The organism is Inconstantimicrobium porci (assembly GCF_009696465.1).
GTDB classification, from domain to species: Bacteria; Bacillota; Clostridia; order Clostridiales; family Clostridiaceae; genus Inconstantimicrobium; species Inconstantimicrobium porci.
The window spans coordinates 148,729-169,332 of record NZ_VULX01000001.1 but is presented as its reverse complement, the minus strand read 5'-3'; the positions used below and the strand labels follow the sequence as shown (position 1 = coordinate 169,332).

Annotated in this window: 20 protein-coding genes, 2 tRNA genes and 2 other annotated features; of the genes, 1 reads left to right on the top strand and 21 read right to left on the bottom strand. The window is 32.0% G+C overall.

What is annotated here, in order from left to right; genetic code table 11:
• Positions 1 to 74: 74 nt before the first annotated feature.
• From FYJ33_RS00840 to ytxC, 14 genes are all read right to left on the bottom strand, one after another.
• Entirely contained in the window at positions 75 to 659 is a 585-nt protein-coding gene (locus tag FYJ33_RS00840) for a 50S ribosomal protein L25 (protein WP_154529872.1), read from the bottom strand.
• Positions 660 to 704: 45 nt separating this feature from the next.
• Positions 705 to 1,160, bottom strand: coding sequence for a DUF523 domain-containing protein (locus FYJ33_RS00835; protein WP_154529871.1), 456 nt, complete (start codon positions 1,158 to 1,160; stop codon positions 705 to 707).
• An 11-nt stretch (positions 1,161 to 1,171) separates the two neighbouring features.
• On the bottom strand, positions 1,172 to 3,538 hold the full coding sequence (locus FYJ33_RS00830; protein ID WP_154529870.1) for an endonuclease MutS2: 2,367 nt from the start codon (positions 3,536 to 3,538) through the stop codon (positions 1,172 to 1,174).
• Position 3,539: 1 nt separating this feature from the next.
• Entirely contained in the window at positions 3,540 to 5,882 is a 2,343-nt protein-coding gene (locus FYJ33_RS00825; RefSeq protein WP_154529869.1) for a U32 family peptidase, read from the bottom strand.
• A gap of 80 nt (positions 5,883 to 5,962) precedes the next feature.
• A complete protein-coding gene (zapA, locus tag FYJ33_RS00820) occupies positions 5,963 to 6,541 on the bottom strand; it encodes a cell division protein ZapA (RefSeq protein WP_154529868.1) in 579 nt (192 codons plus the stop codon).
• Between the two features lie 72 nt (positions 6,542 to 6,613).
• The gene (gene pheT / locus FYJ33_RS00815; protein ID WP_154529867.1) at positions 6,614 to 8,992 is read right to left on the bottom strand and encodes a phenylalanine--tRNA ligase subunit beta; all 2,379 of its coding nucleotides are present in this window, start codon (positions 8,990 to 8,992) and stop codon (positions 6,614 to 6,616) included.
• Positions 8,993 to 9,005: 13 nt separating this feature from the next.
• Positions 9,006 to 10,025: a phenylalanine--tRNA ligase subunit alpha gene (pheS, locus tag FYJ33_RS00810; RefSeq protein WP_154529866.1), complete on the bottom strand. Its 1,020-nt coding sequence runs from the start codon at positions 10,023 to 10,025 to the stop codon at positions 9,006 to 9,008.
• A gap of 59 nt (positions 10,026 to 10,084) precedes the next feature.
• Positions 10,085 to 10,305 (bottom strand) — a binding site (T-box leader).
• A 31-nt stretch (positions 10,306 to 10,336) separates the two neighbouring features.
• Positions 10,337 to 11,128: a TrmH family RNA methyltransferase gene (locus FYJ33_RS00805; protein WP_154529865.1), complete on the bottom strand. Its 792-nt coding sequence runs from the start codon at positions 11,126 to 11,128 to the stop codon at positions 10,337 to 10,339.
• A gap of 14 nt (positions 11,129 to 11,142) precedes the next feature.
• Entirely contained in the window at positions 11,143 to 11,808 is a 666-nt protein-coding gene (locus FYJ33_RS00800) for a potassium channel family protein (RefSeq protein WP_154529864.1), read from the bottom strand.
• Between the two features lie 14 nt (positions 11,809 to 11,822).
• The gene (locus FYJ33_RS00795; protein WP_154529863.1) at positions 11,823 to 13,166 is read right to left on the bottom strand and encodes a TrkH family potassium uptake protein; all 1,344 of its coding nucleotides are present in this window, start codon (positions 13,164 to 13,166) and stop codon (positions 11,823 to 11,825) included.
• 132 nt (positions 13,167 to 13,298) lie between these two features.
• Positions 13,299 to 13,658, bottom strand: a complete 360-nt coding sequence (gene rplT / locus FYJ33_RS00790) for a 50S ribosomal protein L20 (protein WP_154529862.1) — start codon at positions 13,656 to 13,658, stop codon at positions 13,299 to 13,301.
• A 27-nt stretch (positions 13,659 to 13,685) separates the two neighbouring features.
• Positions 13,686 to 13,883, bottom strand: coding sequence for a 50S ribosomal protein L35 (rpmI, locus tag FYJ33_RS00785; protein WP_154529861.1), 198 nt, complete (start codon positions 13,881 to 13,883; stop codon positions 13,686 to 13,688).
• Positions 13,884 to 13,903: 20 nt separating this feature from the next.
• The gene (gene infC / locus FYJ33_RS00780; RefSeq protein WP_277643811.1) at positions 13,904 to 14,425 is read right to left on the bottom strand and encodes a translation initiation factor IF-3; all 522 of its coding nucleotides are present in this window, start codon (positions 14,423 to 14,425) and stop codon (positions 13,904 to 13,906) included.
• Positions 14,426 to 14,445: 20 nt separating this feature from the next.
• Positions 14,446 to 14,563: a sequence feature (ribosomal protein L20 leader region), on the bottom strand.
• Between the two features lie 12 nt (positions 14,564 to 14,575).
• Entirely contained in the window at positions 14,576 to 15,472 is an 897-nt protein-coding gene (gene ytxC / locus FYJ33_RS00775) for a putative sporulation protein YtxC (protein ID WP_154529860.1), read from the bottom strand.
• A gap of 145 nt (positions 15,473 to 15,617) precedes the next feature.
• Here ytxC and FYJ33_RS00770 point away from each other — a divergent pair, with 145 nt between their 5' ends.
• Positions 15,618 to 16,370 (top strand): DUF6873 family GME fold protein, encoded by a 753-nt coding sequence (locus FYJ33_RS00770; protein ID WP_154529859.1) that lies wholly within the window; start codon positions 15,618 to 15,620, stop codon positions 16,368 to 16,370.
• Between the two features lie 102 nt (positions 16,371 to 16,472).
• Here the strand turns inward: FYJ33_RS00770 and FYJ33_RS00765 are convergent, their stop codons facing one another.
• The 7 genes from FYJ33_RS00765 to FYJ33_RS00735 all read right to left on the bottom strand — a co-directional run bounded on the left by FYJ33_RS00765 (position 16,473) and on the right by FYJ33_RS00735 (position 20,504).
• Positions 16,473 to 17,642: an AI-2E family transporter gene (locus tag FYJ33_RS00765; RefSeq protein ID WP_154529858.1), complete on the bottom strand. Its 1,170-nt coding sequence runs from the start codon at positions 17,640 to 17,642 to the stop codon at positions 16,473 to 16,475.
• A 53-nt stretch (positions 17,643 to 17,695) separates the two neighbouring features.
• Positions 17,696 to 18,241, bottom strand: a complete 546-nt coding sequence (locus FYJ33_RS00760) for a GNAT family N-acetyltransferase (RefSeq protein WP_154529857.1) — start codon at positions 18,239 to 18,241, stop codon at positions 17,696 to 17,698.
• Positions 18,242 to 18,341: 100 nt separating this feature from the next.
• A tRNA-Cys gene (locus FYJ33_RS00755) sits at positions 18,342 to 18,416 on the bottom strand.
• Positions 18,417 to 18,419: 3 nt separating this feature from the next.
• Positions 18,420 to 18,496 (bottom strand) — tRNA-Asp (locus FYJ33_RS00750).
• 43 nt (positions 18,497 to 18,539) lie between these two features.
• Entirely contained in the window at positions 18,540 to 19,424 is an 885-nt protein-coding gene (hslO, locus tag FYJ33_RS00745) for an Hsp33 family molecular chaperone HslO (RefSeq protein WP_154529856.1), read from the bottom strand.
• Between the two features lies 1 nt (position 19,425).
• Positions 19,426 to 20,184, bottom strand: a complete 759-nt coding sequence (locus FYJ33_RS00740; RefSeq protein ID WP_235900737.1) for a class I SAM-dependent DNA methyltransferase — start codon at positions 20,182 to 20,184, stop codon at positions 19,426 to 19,428.
• Positions 20,185 to 20,243: 59 nt separating this feature from the next.
• Positions 20,244 to 20,504: a small, acid-soluble spore protein, alpha/beta type gene (locus FYJ33_RS00735; RefSeq protein WP_154529855.1), complete on the bottom strand. Its 261-nt coding sequence runs from the start codon at positions 20,502 to 20,504 to the stop codon at positions 20,244 to 20,246.
• Positions 20,505 to 20,604 lie beyond the last annotated feature (100 nt).

Here is a 20,604-nt window from a genome sequence, read left to right as displayed (position 1 = left end):
TTACACAACATATATTATACAACAGTAAAATAAAAAAAAAACTTTTTAATTAAAAAGTTTAAAAAAAGAGGAATTTAGCCTAAGCTTTCCTCTTGTGAATTGTCTTCTATAACTTTTTTTTCGTAATTAATTGAAGAAACGACAAGGTTTAAGTCATCTACTACTGATATATCTGACGCTATATTTAAATCCTTTACTCTTATTACATCACCAACATGGCACTTTAAAAGATCTACTTCGACACTGTTTGGTATATTATTCGCACAGCACTTAACCTTAACAGTACTTTTTTCTTTTTCTAGTACTGCCCCAATAGAATTGACCTGACCTTCATTTTTAAAGATTATTGGAATATCACATAAAACTTCAGTAGAACTATCAACTTCCTGTAAATCTACATGTATTGGTTTATGTGTAACAGGATCTTTTTGAACATCTTTTATTAAAACATGTTCTACATTTCCATCAGCATTTATATCAATAACTCTATGTTCTCCGCTTTTAGATAGAACTGACATAAGTTCCAGATCCCCTACTTCAAACAAATAGTTAGCCATATGCTTTCCATAGATGACTCCGGTTATAACCCCCTTTCTTCTCTCTCTTCTTGCAGCATGACCGCTGTAATCTTCACGTTTTTTTACATTCAAAGTATACATAAATTAATCCCTCCTATGACTTATTATTGTCATAGGAGGGACTTTTTATACACCTTCTATATTGAAATTGCTTTCATTAAATATTTCAATACCATTTTCACTAAGAAGTTGTGCTGTAACACCATTCCCATCTGTTAAAGTACCATTAAAGTTACCATCATAAACTTTGCCATATCCGCATGATGGACTGTTAGCTTTTAATATAGCCTTTTTAACATTATTTTTCTTAGCAATATCAAGGATTTCATAAGCACCCTTAACAAATTCCTCTGTTACATCAGTACCATCTTTAGCCATTACTTTTGCCTTACCACTAAGAACATCTTTAGCGCTTCCGCCTATAATCTCAACCGGTTTTCTAGGTGTTGGTAGATGAAGAATTTCAGGACATACTAGTATTACATTATCTTTATCTTTAAGCTTAGCTATATTTTCTCTATAGTTATTTCCCCCGCTGTATTTGCAGTTAACACCACATAAACATTTACTAACCATTATCATAGACGTTCCCCCTATTTGATTTCAACTATTGTAACTCCATCTCCACCTTCACCATAATTACCTAACCTGTATGACTTAGCATGAACATGTCTCTTAAGCATATCATTAATCGCTTTTCTAAGTATTCCAGTTCCTTTACCATGAATGATAGAAACCATTCCAAGCCCTGCAACAAATGCTTCATCTAGATATTTATCAACTCTATAGATTGCTTCTTCTGCATCTAGTCCCCTTAAATCTATTTCACTGCTAATTGAACTTAATTTCAATCCTGATTTTTTCTTTTCTTTCCTTTTTTCCTTAACTTCTTTTCTTGATGATGGAATAGTAGTTAGTAATGAAGCTTTAACATTCATCTTCATAATACCAGCCTCAACAAGAACTTCTCCCTTTTTGTCAGGAGCAGAAAGAATAACAACTTTCTGATTAAATGATGGCAGAAATGCCTCCATCCCTTCTTTTATCTCTGTAAGTTTTTCACCAGTATTAGCTTTTGTCTGAAGTCCCACATCAGTTTCTGAAATATTTTTATCAATCCTATTTCTAGATTCATTTAATTTTCTCTTTACTTCTGGACTCATAAGACCTTGTTTTTCAATTTCACGCATGTTTCTTATAATCTCATCCGCTTCTTCTCTTGCCTGTCTTAAAATATTTCTTGCTTCACGTCTTGCCTGTTCAAACTGATTTTCTCTAAGCTTATCAAGATTTTCAAGTTTTACTTCATATTTTTCTTTGATACTTTTAGCTTCCTCTTTATATCTTTCAGTAAGTCTTTCATTTTCTTCTGCTTTAATACTCTTATCCTGCAGATGCTGAATTAAATCTTCAAAATGCAGAGAATCCTCACTAATTATTGATTTTGCAAATCCAATAACATCCTCGCTAAGTCCAAGACGTCTTGATATATTAAACGCATTAGACTTACCTGGAATTCCTATAAGCACCTTATAAGTAGGTCTTAAAGTTTCTACATCAAACTCAACAGAGCCATTTTCTACGCCTTCAGTTCTAAGTGCATAAGCTTTAAGTTCTGAGTAATGTGTAGTTGCAGCTATTGTACAGCGTCTCTGTCTCAATTTTTCAAGTATTGATACAGCAAGCGCAGCTCCTTCAGTAGGATCTGTCCCTGCTCCAAGTTCATCAAACAGCACTAAAGACTTATTATCTGCATACTGCATTATTTTTACTATCTGAGTCATATGAGATGAGAATGTTGAAAGACTCTGCTCAATGCTCTGCTCATCTCCAATATCAGCATAAACTTCCCTAAAAAAACTAATTTCTGAACCACTATCTGCTGGTATCAAAAGTCCACATAACCCCATAATATGAACAAGACCTAAAGTCTTTAAAGTTACAGTCTTACCACCTGTATTAGGTCCTGTTATTATAAGACTTGAGAATTTTTCACCAAGGAAAATGTCAGCCGGAACAACTTTTTCCTTATCAATAAGCGGATGTCTTACATGAACAAGATTAATAACTCCATTATCATTTATTTTAGGTTTTGATCCATCAATCTCAAGTCCATACTTTGCCTTGGCAAATATAAAATCAAGTTCACAGACAGTCTGCCAGTTAATTCTTACAGATGTAATTGAACCATAAACTTTAGCTGAAAGTTCTGACAGAATTCTTTCAATTTCTGCTTTTTCCTTAAGCATAAGTTCTTTTATCTCATTGTTTAGGTTAACAAGTCCTATTGGTTCAATAAATACAGTTGCTCCTGTGGAACTCTGATCATGTACAAGACCATCCACATTAGATTTATACTCAGATTTAACAGGAATAACGTATCTGTCTCCTCTCATTGTATAAAGGTTATCCTGCATGTATTTAGAATATGTCCTCATTATAGAGCCAAGTCTTTCTCTAATTGAACTATTCTTATTTTTAAGTGCAGTTCTTATCTTATATAATGCTTCACTTGCCTTATCTGCTATCTCGTCTTCACCTACTATAGCAAAGAATATGCTGTCTTCAATACTTTTCATCGGCATTATACTGCTACATATTTCTTCAATATTAGCATGCGGTGCTTCATCTTCTTTTCTAGCTATATATTCTTTAAATCTTCTTGATGTTCTAAGCATATTGGCTATTTTCAGCAGTGCTCCAGCACTTAAATTCCCGCCTTTTTCGCATCTTACAATATATTCTTCAATATTATAAAGACCTTCAAACGGAGGATTTCCTTTTTTCATTAAGAGATCAAGAGCTTCTTCAACTTCATCTAATCTCTTCTGTATTTCATATACAGTCTCATAAGGCTCCATAGCCATGATCATTTCTCTAGTTGCACCTGTTGCAACATATTTAGTTATTTTTTCTTTAATCTTATTAAATTCCAACACTCTAAGTGCTCGTTTATTCATTTTATTCTACGCCCCTTCTGTAATGACCTTTAGTATACTCATCATCAACTTCTACGCCACTACATACCCAATTAATTATATTTTCACACTCCGAATAATTTTCATTTGTAAATTCGATAAAGAACTTATTAATCCCGAAAGATTCCAGCTCTTCTTTTTCTCTTATAAGATTTAACGGTACAGAATTATAGATTCTTGCTCTACAGAACTTATCAGTTTTCACTGGAAATTTCTCGTTCATTCTATCAATTAAAATAAACTTATCTCTTTCACATGCTCTATTACATGGTACATTAGTACTCTTTCCGCCAGCAATACTTCCTATAACACAATACTCATTAATCATCAGTTCAGTCCTACCGTAAATCGTATAACCTATATCACAGTTTACTTTTTTACATATATCCTTTATTTCTTTTCTTGTAAGTTCCTCCGATAATACAGGAATATTGTAATAATCACTGTAGAACTCAAGTGCCTTACTGTTCATTATATTAAGCTTGTAGTCGCCAATAAGTTGTGTTTTTCCTTTATATTTATTAACTATACCTACATTAGCAGTGTATATTCCCTTTATAAATGGAAGAACATTATCAATAATTTTACAGATGCTATTAAACTCCTGCTTTATTATATTAGGAACTTTTATATATATATTTATGTTATTTATAATTTTAAAATCTTCAACAGTAATAGAATCTAAATCATGACTCCATATATCTACAACAACATTATTAGCATTATTATCTAACAGTGCGTTCAGCTGATCCTTTGAATATGCAATATAATATATTTCTTCTTCAGTCTTAACTTTTGGCTCAAGCTGCCTAATTGCAGGTTTCTTAATAATTCTCTTATGTTTCTTTATTTCATAACTATTAATTTCCTCTAGTATCTCTCTTCTAACTTCATTGATAGCTGAAATTGGCAAGAAACCATCTTCAAAGAAATCATAATTTATTTTTGAGAACTTATATGGATTATCAACTGATTTTAAAAGATTATCATTTACCTTTTCCATGCTTAATGGCTTATTAATTGCGTTTTCAACAATCTTTCCTTCAGCTTTATACTCTTTTCCATTATACTCAGTACTGATAGTAAGCGGACTGCCAACTTTAAATATAACTTTAGCATTTAAAAATATTTTTCTCTTATATTTATCGCTGAAAGTTTCTTTAAGGCTGCTATTAAGTTCATTATCTGAAGTTTTGTATAAAACATCCCCATTCTTATACTGTTTAGGAAATATCTTAACAGTATCTCCAGCCTGAGCATGTATCACTTCATTATTATTAATTAAGATTTTGCTAACTGTAAATCCTTTTTCGTTACTATATCTTATACCGTCACCCTTGCTTAGATTTTCAGTAAGCTTTACTTCATTTTTAGCAACAGTTCCTATTTTTATACCTGAATTCTTAGGCATATTGTATGCCATCATATCTCTTCCAGTATTCTTATAGAAAAATGCACTTGAGAATCCTTCTCTGTTAAATAGCTTTAATAGAGTCTTATCTCCTCTTATATAATCTATAGATTTGTTTTTCTTCAATGAATCTATTGCATTTCTATATTCAGATACGACACCTGCTACATACTCAGGCCTCTTCATTCTTCCTTCAATTTTTAACGAACTTGTTCCTGTCTTTAACAAATCCTTTAATATGTTATAGCCAGATATATCTTTAGGACTTAGTAGATAGCCTTTATGTATTTGTTTTGATTTCTGAGCTTCTAATGTATAAGGAAGTCTGCATGATTGTGCACATCTTCCCCTGTTGCCGCTTCTACCACCAATCATACTGCTCATTAAGCACTGGCCTGAATAAGAAACGCAAAGAGCTCCATGTACGAAGATTTCAGTTTCTATATCAAGTTCTTTTGAAATATATTCTATTTCTTTAAGCGAAAGTTCCCTTGATAAAACTATCCTATGGAACCCTGCATCCTTAAAAAATTTCGCTCCCTCTCCATTGTGTACAGTAAGCTGTGTTGAAGCATGAAGTTCAACACCTTCAATACTGTCCTTAAGCATTTTAAATAATCCTGTGTCCTGAACAAGAATTGCGTCTACACCTATCTTATAAAGAAACCTTGCATAAGATACTGCTTCATCTATTTCATTTTCTTTCATTAGTGTATTTATTGTCACATATATTTTTACGCCATAACTATGTGCATAATCTACAGCTTTTTCCATATTTTCATCATCAAAATTTGATGCATATGCTCTAGCTGAAAATTTGCTTCCTCCAAGATATACAGCATCAGCTCCATTTAATACAGCTGCGTATAAACTTTCTATACTTCCAGCTGGCGCCAATAATTCTATATCATTCATTTTTTCTCTCCTGTTTTTAATTACTCATCTTTAAAAGCATATACTTAAACAAAAAACCTGTCAAGAAGACAGGTTTTTAATTAGTCTGTATTAAATTTAAGCAGTGGATTCTTAGACTGCATTTCTTTTGCCAGCCTTATCTGTGCATCAAAATATTTCTGTTGCATATCCATAAGTTTATACTTAGTAGATTTAAGATCGAATCTAAGTTGTTTATTATCACTTAAAATCTTATTCTTATTATTTTCAAGTTCTCTATATGACTTATCAAGTTCATCATTTTCCTGCTTGATTTTATCATAAGATTCCTTATCCTTTGATTCATTAAGCTGTTCTAAAAGATTTGTTTCATTTTCCAATAGTTTCTTGTTTTCGCTTTTTAAATCAGCAATTTGCTTTTCCAGTTCTTCCTGACTGCTTTTAAGTGTCTCAAAATTTTTAAGAAGTTCGTTGTAATCACTGTTGCCTTTAAAAATTTCATCTACTAAATTTATTGCAGTAAGCATAGCAGCGGCAGCAGTGGATAATTTGTTGTTATTTGCCTTTAACTCATCCATCTTTTTTTCGGCATACTTAACAACTTCATTAAGATATTCCTCGTCTTCAGTTCCTTTTAAGTTATATTCAAAACCATCTATTTTAACAGCTACACTACCCATAGTAACACCTCTTATGATTCTATTTATTATTTTAGTATAATTTTAACACATTTTTACACTAAATAAAACATATTATCTAAGTTGTGCACCTAATTTAAATTCTAACGCTCTTAAAATCTTATCATGGACCTTATTTATTTCTTTATCAGTAAGTGTCTTCATGTTATCCCTATATACTATTGCATAAGCTATGCTCTTCTTACCTTCTGGTATCTGCTTACCCTTGTATATATCAAAAAGCTTAGTGCTTTCAACAAGATTTCCGCCAGCTTTCTTAATTGTATCCTCTATTTCCTGTACTAATATATCATCATCTACAAGAAGAGCTATATCTCTAGTTACAGCTGGGAACTTAGGAAGAGTCTTATATTCTTTCTTTTCATGTACATTTTCATATAATGCTTCTAAATCTACTTGAGCTATATAACATTCTGTTCCAACACCATAATTTTCAGATACATCAGGATGAACTTCTCCAAGTACTGCAATCTTAGTTTTTCCTGAGTAAACTTCAGCAGTCTTTCCAGGATGATACATTGGATTTTCAGACTGTCTCTTATAAGTAAATCTCTTAAGTCCCATTTCATCGATTAAATCATCCATTATCCCCTTAATGTCTAGGTAATCAACACCATCTCCATACATACCTATTGTAAGTATTTCTTTTTCTAATGGAAGTTTTGTTTCATCTTCATTAGGTATATAAATCTTACCTATTTCAAATAATGATGCATACTCATTACTTCTGCTGTAGTTTCTTGCCAGACATTCCATCATTGAAGGAACAGTTGTTGTTCTCATTACACTGTAGTCTTCTCCTAATGGATTTTTAATTTTCACTACATTTCTAAATGAACTGTCTTTTGGCAAGTTTACAAGGTCAAATACTTTAGGACTTACAAATGAGTAGCTTATAGACTGATTTAATCCGCATGCAGTCATTACATCAACGATTTTTTCATCTAATAAAAGCTTTCTGCTTCTTGGCTGTCTCTGTGTGTTTGTCTTTATGATAGTTGCCGGTATATTAGCATATCCATAAATTCTTGCAATTTCTTCTGCTATATCCTGTTTTATATTTATATCTATTCTGAATGTAGGAACAGTTATTATTAACTTATCACCATCAACAGTTGTTGAAAGATCTAACCTATCTAAATAATCCTTCATCATTTCTGGTGTTATATCTGTTCCTAAGAAGTCATTAATATATTTTGCAGATACTTCTAATGTTTTAACTTCCTTAACATCATTGTAGATGTCTATTGTTCCCTGCATAACTTCTCCGCAGCCAAGTTCTTCAACAAGTGCACATGCCCTATCTATTGCAAGAGCGCAAAGATTTGGATCTATTTCTTTTTCAAATCTCTGAGAAGCTTCGCTTCTTAATCCTAATTTCTTAGAATTAACTCTGATATTTACTCCTTCAAAGTTAGCTGATTCAAATACAACTTCAGTAGTATCTTCTTCAATTTCTGAGTTAAGTCCTCCCATTATACCTGCAAGACCTATAGTTCTCTTATCATCCTTAATGCATAAAACTGAATCATCTAAAGTTCTTTCTACTTCATCAAGAGTTGTGAACTTTTCATCTTTTGCTGCTCTTTCAACATTAATGATTCCAGATGTGATTTCTCTTCTGTCATAAGCATGCATTGGCTGTCCAAGCTCTAACATAACAAAGTTAGTTATATCTACGATATTATTTATTGGTCTTACACCTGCTTCATTAAGTCTTTCCTGCATCCAAGCTGGTGATGGAGCTATTTTAACATTCTTAACTCCCCTTGCCATATATCTCTTACATAAAGCATCGTTGATATTAACTTTTATTTCATTATTAATATCAGCACTGTTCTTTGCAGTAAACTTCATGTTTGGCATTTTGTACTTTAAGTTTAAAGTTGCTGCAGTTTCTCTTGCCATACCAACCATGCATAAACAGTCTGGTCTGTTTGAAGTTATTTCAAAATCAATAACAGCTTTGCTAAGTCCTAAAACTTTCTTTATGTCTTCTCCAACTGGAGTATCCTTTGGCATTATTAAAAGACCATGTACTGGTTCATCTCCTGCAATACCTAATTCTTCTTCTGAGCAGAACATACCCATAGAAACTACGCCTCTAAGCTTACCCTTCTTAATCTTTGTTCCATCAAAAAGTGTAGATCCATGAAGCGCAACCGGTACTATATCCTGTTCCTTCATGTTTGTAGCAGCAGTAACTATCTGTATATCTTCCTTGCCGATATTAACCTGACATATGCTAAGCTTATCAGCATCAGGATGCTTTTCAATCTTAGTTATTAAACCTGTAACTACGTTTTGAATAGTATCTCCTGAAATTAAAACTTCTTCAACATTTGAACCTGATAGTGTCAGCTTATCTGCTAGTTCTTTTGCATCTATATTAACATCTACATAATCATTTAGCCATTCATATGGTATTTTCATATTCCCTTACCTCCTAGAATTGTTTTAAAAATCTCATATCACTTTCATATAATGCTCTTATATCATCGATTCCATAATTAAGCATTACCATTCTATCTATTCCAAATCCAAATGCGAACCCTGAATAAACTTCTGGATCAAGTCCACAGTTCTTAATAACCTGAGGATGAACCATTCCACAGCCTAATATTTCCATCCAGCCGCTTCCTTTACATACTTTACATCCCTTACCACCGCATACAAAACAGCTTGCATCCATTTCAGCTGATGGTTCAGTGAATGGGAAGTGATGAGGTCTGAATTTAGTTTCCACATTTTCTCCAAACATCTTCTTAACAAATAATTCAAGTGTTCCTTTAAGATCAGCAAAAGTTATTCCTTTATCGATTACTAGACCTTCCATCTGATAGAAGATTGGTGAATGTGTTGCATCAACTGCATCAGATCTAAATACTTTTCCAGGAGATATCATCTTTATTGGTGGCTCCTGGTTTTCCATTACTCTTATCTGTACTGGTGATGTCTGAGTTCTAAGAACTATATTATCATTTATATAGAATGTATCCTGTTCACTTCTAGCAGGATGGTCCTTAGGGATATTTAAAGCTTCAAAGTTGTAATAATCTAGTTCAACTTCTGGACCTTCCTCTATTGTAAATCCCATTGATACAAATATATCTTCTATTTGTTTTAAAGTAGATTCAAGTGGATGTCTTTTTCCTAAAACTCTCTTCTTCCCTGGAAGTGAAATATCTATAACTTCATTCTGAAGCTTTTCCTTTTTTTCCTTAGCTTTTATATCATTTGATATTACTTCGATTTCACTTTCAATCTTTGCTCTTATTTCATTAGCTAACTTTCCTACTATTGGTCTTTCTTCAGCAGAAACAGAGCCCATTCCTCTAAGAATACTTGTAAGTTCACCTTTTTTACCTAAATATTTTACTCTAAGGCTTTCTATATCTGCTTTATCTTTAACGCTCTTAAGTTCCTTAGAAGCAAGCTCTTTTATTTCCATCAACTTTTCCTTCATAACTATTCTCCTTTCAACACTGTATAATTTAAAAATTAAAATAAAAAAACCCGCCCCATAAAAGGGACGAGATATGATCGCGTTACCACCCTAATTAGCACGACAAAAATCATGCTCACTTAAGTCTATTTAACGGTATTTACCCGCTGACTGCTAAATTATTTCACAGCCAGAGCTCCAGAGTGAACTTCAGAATAATCTTCCATAGAAAAACTTCCAGTCTATGATTTTTCCTCCCTAAAAAGTCCTTTATTCTTACTTTCTCTTTCAAAGCCTATATTTATCATATAGATAATATTATAATAGAAATTCTATTTCATTTCAATAGAATCTAACAAATTTTGACGAACTTTTTCATATATCATGATTCCAGTTGCAACAGAAACATTAAGTGATTCAGCATTCCCTGGCATTGGAATCTTTACTTTCACTGAAGAAAGTTCCTTAATCTCATCAGAAACACCATTTCCTTCGTTTCCTACAGTTATTATGATATTTCCGCTTAAATTTTCGCTAAAGAAATCATTCTCAGCATCAAGTGCACTTACTACCATCTTATAATCATTTTTAATAAGTTCTTTGGTAAAAGAAAGATCCGAATCTTCAATTATAGGCATATAGAATATAGAACCCATCGTTGATCTTATAGTCTTATCATTATATACGTCAACTGTACCTTTAGTTAAAATAACACCTTTAGCATCTGCTGCATGAGCAGTTCTGATTATTGTTCCAAGATTCCCTGGATCCTGCACTTTATCTGCAAGAACATAGAAATTACCTTGTTTATCGCTTAATCTTAAAGAATTATCAATAACTCCTATTACACCTTGAGAACTTTCTGTACATGAAAGATTCTTAAACAATTCATTAGAGATAATATACTTATTATAATCATTATTTAAAAGATTTCTCATATTTTCATGCTCAACTATACTTTCAGCAAACAATAAGTATTCAATTGCTGCACCAGCTTTTACTGCTTCCTCAGTAATTCTTATACCTTCTATGATATATCTTTTATTTTTTAAACGATATTTTCTTTCTTTAAGTTTTCGTGTTTCTTTATAAATTTTATTTTCTCTGCTCTCGATTGTAATCATTTTATACCTCAAAATTAGTGTTTTGCTATAAAAGTTTCAAGATTATTTAGTTCATCAGTAGATCCGATTGCCACGATAATATCACCAGGCTCTACCACATCATTAGCCTGTGGAGATACATTAACATCTCCTTCTTTCTTTAAAGCCATTATATTAATACCGAATTTACTTCTCAAACTTAATTCTTTCAAACTCTTATTCTGCCACATATCAGGAGCATCAATCTCAATTATGCTATAATTCGAAGATAATTCTATATAATCAAGTATATTAGATGATACAAGATTATGCGCAACTCTTATTCCCATATCCTTTTCAGGAAGTATAACTCTGTTTGCACCAATCTTATACAATACTTTTGCATGAAGATCGTTGTGTCCTTTTGCTATGATATATTTAACTCCAAGTTCTTTAACTAGAAGCGTAGCCATAACACTTGCCTGTATATTTGACCCTATAGTAACTACAGCTACATCAAAATTACTTAATCCCAATGTTCTTAATGCACTTTCATCTGTAGCATCCATTTGAACTGCATGTGTTACCGAGTTTGATATTTCCTGTACTGCATCTTCATTAGCATCAATAACAAGTACATCATTACCAAGGTCATATAGTGTTTCTGCAACAGACTTTCCAAACCTGCCAAGTCCTATTACAACATATTGTTTTTTATTCATCTACAATTCAACTCCTATCCAACTAGTATTTTATCTTCCGGGTATTGATAAACACTGTTCTGCTTTCTTTTAACAAGTGCCAGCATTACAGTCATGGGGCCCAATCTTCCGCAGTACATTGTAATCATAATAACAATTTTTCCGACCAGGCTTAACTTAGTAGTTATACCCATAGTAAGTCCAGCTGTTCCAAAAGCAGAAACTGATTCAAATAGTATCTCTTCAAAAGTAACTCCTGTTTCTGTAAATGATAAAATCATTACAACACACATAACAAGGCCTATTGCAAGACTAAAAATCGCAAAAGCTCTATATACAGTTTCTTTTGATAATCTTTTCATAAATATTTCTGTATCTTTACGTCCTTTTATTACAGATATAACTGTCAGTATCAGAATACCGAATGTAGTTGTTTTAAGTCCTCCAGCTGTTGATCCTGGAGATCCTCCTATAAACATTAAAATCATAGTAACTCCTCTAGAAGCCATTGTCATATCTGCAAGTGATATCGAATTAAATCCTGCTGTTCTAGGTGATACAGAAGTAAAAAATGCATTTATAACTTTATCCTTCAATGACATACTTCCTAATGTATTAGGATTCCTGAATTCGAACAAAAATATCAGTATTGTTCCACCTATAACTAAGATAGATGTTATCAAAATAACCACCTTAGAATGAAGAGATATTCTCTTAATATCTTTGCTGTTATATAATTCACTCCATACAGTAAATCCAAGTCCACCAATTATTATCAATATTGATATTGTAAGTATTATAACAGTATTAGTATTAACCACTGTAAGGCTGTTAAAATGTCCAAAAAGATCAAAACCCGCATTACAGAACGCAGAAATCGAATGAAATATTGCATAGAATATACCTTCTGCTACACCAAACTGTGGTATAAACTGAGTGAACATCAATACTGCTCCCAACACCTGCGTAATAACAGTGAAAAGCAGTATGTATCTAACCATTTTTACAATTCCCTGAATATCAAATGTGTTCATAGCTTCCTGCATAACTAATCTTTCTTTTAAAGTTATTTTCTTTCCCATAAGAAAAGCAAATAATGTTGTAAAAGCCATAAAACCAAGTCCACCAATTTCAATAAGCAGCATAATTATAGTTTTGCCAAAATAATTCCAATGCGTACCAGTATCAACTGTGATAAGACCTGTAACACACACTGCTGATGTAGAAGTAAATAAGCTATCAATAAACCCTGTAGGTTCACCACTAACAGAAGAAATAGGAAGACTTAATAAAGCTGCACCTCCAAAAATAAGTATCGCAAAACCAATTGCTAATTTTTGCACACCGTTCAGCTTATTCTTTTTCCCTAAAACACTCATATAATCACCTCACAAAGTGAATTAGCACATTCAAAAAAATGCTGAGATATAATATCCTCAGCAACTCACTTTTATTTACTTTTATTTTTTAATATAAAAGAAAATGCGACGAACGCCGCATTTACTATTTAATTAAGCATTTATTTGTTTTTTAGCAACTTCTACTAAATCAGCAAATGCCTTTGGATCATTTATAGCTATTTCTGAAAGCATTTTTCTGTTCATGTCTACTCCAGCAAGCTTCATGCCGTTCATGAACTTAGAGTATGAAAGACCATTCATTCTTGTAGCCGCATTGATTCTTGCGATCCATAGTCTTCTGTAGTCTCTCTTCTTTAATCTTCTTCCTACATATGCATTTCTTAATGCTCTTATAACTGATTCGTTTGCTGTCTTAAATAACTTGCTCTTACCAGCATAGTATCCCTTTGCAAGCTTTAATACCTTCTTATGATTTTTACGAGCATTTACCGCTCTCTTTACTCTTGCCATCTTGTGCTAACCTCCTATTCTGTTACCTTATACGTATGGTAATAATTTCTTAATTGTTTTTTCTTGAGCAACTGAAACATATCCAGTCTTTCTTAGATTTCTCTTTCTCTTGCTGCTCTTCTTAGTAAGGATGTGGCTCTTGAAAGCTTTTGCTCTCTTAACCTTTCCTGTTCCTGTTAATTTAAATCTTTTTGCTGATGCTCTATGAGTCTTCATTTTTGGCATGTGAATTTCCTCCTCTCGAATTACGCTTTTTTAGGAGCTAAAATCATTATCATATTTCTTCCTTCAAGCTTTGCAGGCTTTTCAATTGAAGAAACTTCTGATAACTTTTCAGCGAAGTTCGCTAATATCTTATCTCCTACATGAGAATAATCTGCTTCTCTTCCTCTAAATCTCACTGTGATTTTAACCTTGTTTCCATCAAGTAAGAACTTTCTAGCATTAGTAGCTTTGATCATAATATCATGTTCTTCAATTTTAGGACTAACCCTAACTTCTTTAACATCTACAACCTTCTGCTTCTTTTTTGCTTCTTTTTCTTTCTTTGATTGCTCATATACGAACTTACCATAGTCCATTATTTTGCATACTGGTGGTTTAGCATTTGGTGAAATCATAACTAAATCCATTTCTCTGTCTTCAGCTATCTTCAATGCTTCTTTTGATGAGATAATTCCTAGCTGCTCACCATCATGTGACACAACTCTGATTTCTTTTTCTTTTATCTCTTGGTTTAATAATAATTTTTTACTGATATTATCCACCTCCACGTGAGAAATAAATTTATAAAAATAAAGGACGGCAAATTGCCGTCCTTTTTATCGTAAATCATTATTAATACGAATTAATTACCTTACTAACTTCAAGCGTAAGGTGAGAAACGGCTGTTTCTTCTTGCTACATGTTATATATTATCATGTTGTTTTTACTTTGTCAACACTAATGTGACTTTTTTTCTCATTCTTAAATTCCACACGTTCTCCAAAAACATTCACAATAGTATCAACAAACTCTTTATTCTTACAATTTTCTTTATTTGTTATTAGAATTCTCCGTGGGCAGTTTGTAATGAGCCCACTTATAATAACATCTTCAACATTAGTATTTGCCCTAAAACTCAAATCAGATAAGTCTTGAGTAAAATTAAGAAATATATCATTTCCATTCTCATCTAGTATTTTATATTCTCCGTTATCATTCAATATAATTTCAACACTCTCTATTTTGCTATCTTGAATATTCACAAAATACTTTAGAAGTTTTATGAACTCATTATATTCCTTTTCAATCATATAGCTTTCTACCACTTTATCAATAATCATTTCAATTTTTGAAGCAATATCTTTCATTCTGAATCTTATAAATCCCTCAATATTTATCTGATGAACTTCCTTTATGCACTCTTTTATTTTTTCTACAATCTCGTTAATAATATTAAGACAGTATATATTATACTCATCAAACAAAATATTTTCTGAAAGTAAAACCTTCATACATTTATACTCAACTTCTATTATTTCATCACTACTTAAACAGAAATAATTTTCAGTCATATATTCAAAAAATTCTTTCTGTTTATATTCTTTAATACTTACTCTATATAAAATATTACTGCAGTACAAATCTATTAATGATTGGAGTTTCTCATCATAAACATCGTCGTCACAAACTATACGATCTATACTAATTCCGTTTTCGATACTTTCGCATATGCCTACAATTATGCCTTTTTCTTTAAGGAACAATCTAATTTGCTGTATATCCTGACTAATGTCATGCTGTTCATCATACGCAAGTTTAATCAGCAACATTTTTTATCACTCCTTTCCTATTTATAGTATGTATAAATAAAAAAAAGGTATTCAAAAATAAGGCTCTATTTTTCGACAATATAAAATGCGTATTGATTATTAGTTTATAATTTATTAAACTTTTCTTGAAAGGAGTGTTGTGATAATGAAATTTGCATTTGTTGATTATAGAATATCAAATGAAGAAATATATAATCTAATAAATTTAAATATCAAACCACTGAGAACACCAAAAATGCATGGCATTTATGATGCTGTAAACGGCCATACAGATATACAAATTTTCCAGACTGCTCTTTTAAAAAATAGTTTTATTATAAACAAAGATATAGATACTGATTTTTTAAATGATTTAATTTTCAGCGGTGCTAACTATTACTTTTCAGAATCAGAAATTGGCGCTCAGTATCCTCAAGATATAATACTTAACGCCGTAAGTACTGATAATTTTCTTATGCACAACTTAAAATATACTGATAAAAAAATATTAGCCTCAGCTAGCAGCAAGACACTTATAGACATCAAACAGGGCTATACAAGATGCTCCTGTGCTATAATTTCAAATAACGCCTTCATCACTAACGACAAAGGAATATATGATGCATTAACAGCCCAAAAGTATGATGTTCTTCTTCTTCCTTATGGTGATATAGAACTTGAAGGCTTTGAATACGGCTTTATAGGTGGAACCTGCGGACTAATAGACAACAATACTATGGCCTTCTTTGGTAATCTTAATAAATACAAGTACGGAACAGATGTTAAGAAATTCTTAAAAAAACATAATGTTGAGCCTGTATACCTTTATGACGGAGGGCTTATAGATAGAGGAAGTCTTTTAGTATTCAATAATGAAGACAAAGACCCAGCACTACAGTTATCCAAATTATTGAAGTAAACACATATATGCAATGATCACTCACAAATTATCCATGATCAATGATCATTAGTCAATGTAAAAAAGGAGCTTACCAGAATCCTTTCTGATAAGCTCCTCTTTCTATTTATCGTAGTAGTCTCTTGTGTCTGTTTTAAGTCCTTTTTTATCAAGCCTGTTTTCAACATTTTCTTTAATAATTGTATAAATAACTGCAAATACAGGAACTCCTATTATCATTCCTACAATACCCATAAACTTACCAGCTACAAGTATGGCAAATAGTATCCAGAAAGCGGATATTCCAATGGAATCACCAAGTATCTTAGGTCCAATAAGATTTCCATCAATCTGCTGTATAACAAATATTATTGCAATAAACCAAAGTGCTTTGATAGGATCCACACATAAAATTATTATAAATGATGGTATTGCACCAATAAATGGTCCAAAGAACGGTATAATATTAGTCAATCCTATAATTACAGATAAAAGCAGCGTATATGGCATTCTTGCAATACTTAAAACCACAAATGTTAATACACCAATTATTGCAGAATCTATTATCTTTCCAACAAAGAACTTACCGAATGTATCGTTACTTTTAGAAGCCAGCATTAATATTTTATTAGAATAATTCTTGTTAAAAATTGAAAACACAACTTTTTTAAATATAGCTGCAAACTTTTCTTTATCAGCAAGCATATATATCGAAATTATAAAACCAAGGACTATATTCCACAACCTAGAAGCAAATTTTGCTGCATACGTTCCTATAGTTGGTATAAAATCAATAACAATTTTGCTTACATGAGACGAAACATTTTTTAATGTTTCAGAAATAGTATCCATCTGCTCCTGACTAATCTTAAATTTTCTCATCACTTCATCTGCTGTATTGATAATATTAGGACCATACTTTGGCACATTATTTGCAAGTCTTGATATACTATCTATAAGCTGCGGCATAACAAAATGACTAAATAGATATATAAAAAGCATGGCAGTAAAATAGGTCATAATCAATCCAAGTGTTCTTTTTTTCTTTATTTTTATTTTTTTCAAATAGTCATCTTTTAATACCCTATCTTCATATAACTTAAGTATAAAATTCAATATATATGCTATTGCAAAGCCTATAATAAACGGCTGTAAAATAGATATAACTACTTCAATCTTATCAAATAAATCTGATATTCTTGATAACCCCAAATAAAATAATATTACTGCGGCTATTACAAGAAACACATAGACAGCTATAGTGTTATACTTTTTATTCCAATCAATCTTCATTTATTCCTCCATTTAAATCAAAATTTACCGTTTCATAATACAATGTGAATCTTTTAAATAGAATTATCTTTTTTAAAATATTCATTTTTTAATATAGAATAACAGTAGTCATCAAAAATTATACCATCAAATCTCTTAGTAGCACACCTTAATATTCCATCAAATTTAAAATTACACTTTTCTATTACTCTTTTAGATGCTTTATTAAATGGATAATGGTATATAGAAAGCACGTCACTTTTCATATCTTCAAATACATATTTGACAACTCTTTTGGCAGCTTCAGTCATCAAGCCTTGTCCCCAATAATCTTTTGACAGCACATATCCCATCATCTTTGCATTATCTAATCTTCTTTTTTCATCATCATGAAGGCCAATTGATCCTATAACTTTATCGTTTTCTTTCAAAACAATAGCCCATACCTGCTGCTTTTTTATAAAATCATTCAGTATTCTCTGACTCTCTTCGATATTTTCATGAGGTTTCCAGCCTGCAGCCGGCCCCACTCCAGGTTCCTTTGCATATTCATAGAAGTCATACAGATCACATTCTTTCCACCCTCTAAGAATAAGTCTATCCGTTTCCAATATTTCCATAAACTTTCCCTCCCAAATTAACAGCTCATCAAGATAATACATTAAAAAACCAAAAAAGCTAGCAAAACCTATTTGTGCAATAGATTTGCTAGCTTACATATGGAGGCGTCACCCAGATTCGAACTGGGGAATAAAGGTTTTGCAGACCTTGGCCTTACCACTTGGCTATAACGCCATATGGCGACTCAGAAGGGACTTGAACCCACGACATCCAGCGTGACAGGCTGGCACTCTAACCAACTGAGCTACTGAGCCGTACAACTATATTATATTTATATCCAGCATATTTGTCAATACATTATTTTAAATTTTCAAGAAGTTCACCAATCTGCTCATGAGTAAACTCATATTTCTTATTACAAAAATGACATATTATTTCTTCGCTTCTACCATCGTTATATATATCAGTAAGGTCTTTCTTCCCAATACTTATAAGAGCTCTTTCTACTCTTTCTCTAGAACAGTCACATCTATATTCAGGTACTAGCGAATCATTAATCTTAAGATCCATGCCATCAAAAATATATTCGAGAATTGCTTCAACGCTGCCCTTTTCGTTAATCATTGATGTTATAGGAGGAAGTTCTTCCATTCTATAAGTAACTAAATCAGCAAGCATTGGATCAGCACCAGGCATCATCTGAATTATAAAACCACCAGAAGCTTTAATGCTTAAATCTCTATCCACTAAAACTCCTAAAGCTACTGCTGAAGGTGTCTGTTCTGATACTGTAAAGTAGTATGCTAAATCCTCTGCTATTTCACCACTGTATATAGGTACTTGTCCTATGTACGGATCTTTAAGACCAAGGTCTTTAATCACTACTAGGTTTCCATCTTTACCAATAGCTTCTCCAACATTAAGCTTTCCGTTTGCTACATTAAGTGGAAGATTTACATTAGGATTACCTATAAATCCTTTAACTACACCATTTGCTCTTGCGCTTACTGTGACTCCTTTTGCATCTCCGCCACCATTGATTTTTAATGAAAGGCTTTCATGTTCTGACTTAAGCATCGCACCCATAAGTGCACCAGCCGTAACCATTCTTCCAAGTGCTGCTGATGCAGTTGGTGTACATTCATGTATGCTGCTAGCTTCCTGTACCATCTCAGTTGTTATACCAGCAATTATTCTTATCATACCATCTTTAGCTGTAGCTCTTACTATTTTATCCATCAATTTATCTTCCTTTCTTTTTTACTACATAAAGAATTCTTTCTGACTTTTCAGTAACTTCTTTTTTAGAGTATCCGTCATATTTAGCTAAAACCTCAAAACCATTTTGTTCTAAAAGATCATTTATAGTTTCTACTGTATAAGCTCTTTCCTCATGTATTTCATCAAATCTTCTATATCTGCCATCTTCTTTTACAAAAAACGTAAGATTCATTTCAACAATTTCATCTTCAAATATGTTTTCCCATGAATAAAAAACATCTTCACTATTAAATGTGTAAATATTATTGCCCAAAATTTCACTTAACTTATAATAAGAATTGATATCAAACATAAATATTCCATCATCATCTAGATTTTCATTTACAGCATTAAAATAGTTACCAATTCCCTCTTCGTCAAGAATATAATTAGTAGAATCAAGAACACATGTTATAAGATCAAATTTCCTATTAAGACATAACTCAGTCATATCTTGACATACTATATTGGCCTTTATTCTCTTTTCTCTAAATTTTTCATATGCTTCATCAAGCATATCCTGCGACAAATCTACAAGAAATCGATTTTTAAATTTCTCAGCAATTTCAAGTGCAACATTCCCAGTTCCACATGCAAGATCAAGATAATAATCATTTTTTATATTATACTCTCTGCATATTGATTCAACAAAATCGCCAATCTTCTTGTAGTCTATGTCTTCGTGTATAAGTTCGTCATATATTTTTGCGAACTGTTTATAGCTGTGTTCCATGGTACTCATTACCTAGTCCCCCATATAAAATCTTCTGTAAACTATATTAATTAATAATCATAATAAAGTCAACGTTCTTTATTTTTTTCTAATATTTCCTTATTAGACGGCAACTTTAAATCTTTTTTTCTTTTCGTCATCATTCCGCCAATCCTTCCTGTTTCCTCTGCACTTAATCCTCCCCAGCCTAATTCATCCACCTTACTGCTGAGTCCTAATTCCTCAGCTATTTCATATTTTATTTTTTCTCTAAGTATTTCATCATTAGTAAGTTCTTTATGTGTCTTAAGCTTTGATTTTATAACTTTCTTAAGCGGTGTCTTACCCATAATAACCCTCTCCTTCTATACTATTGTTAAAACCAGCAGTTATGCTGTTATAATCATATACTTGGATATATAAAATCCATTTTTTATTCTTTATTATTTT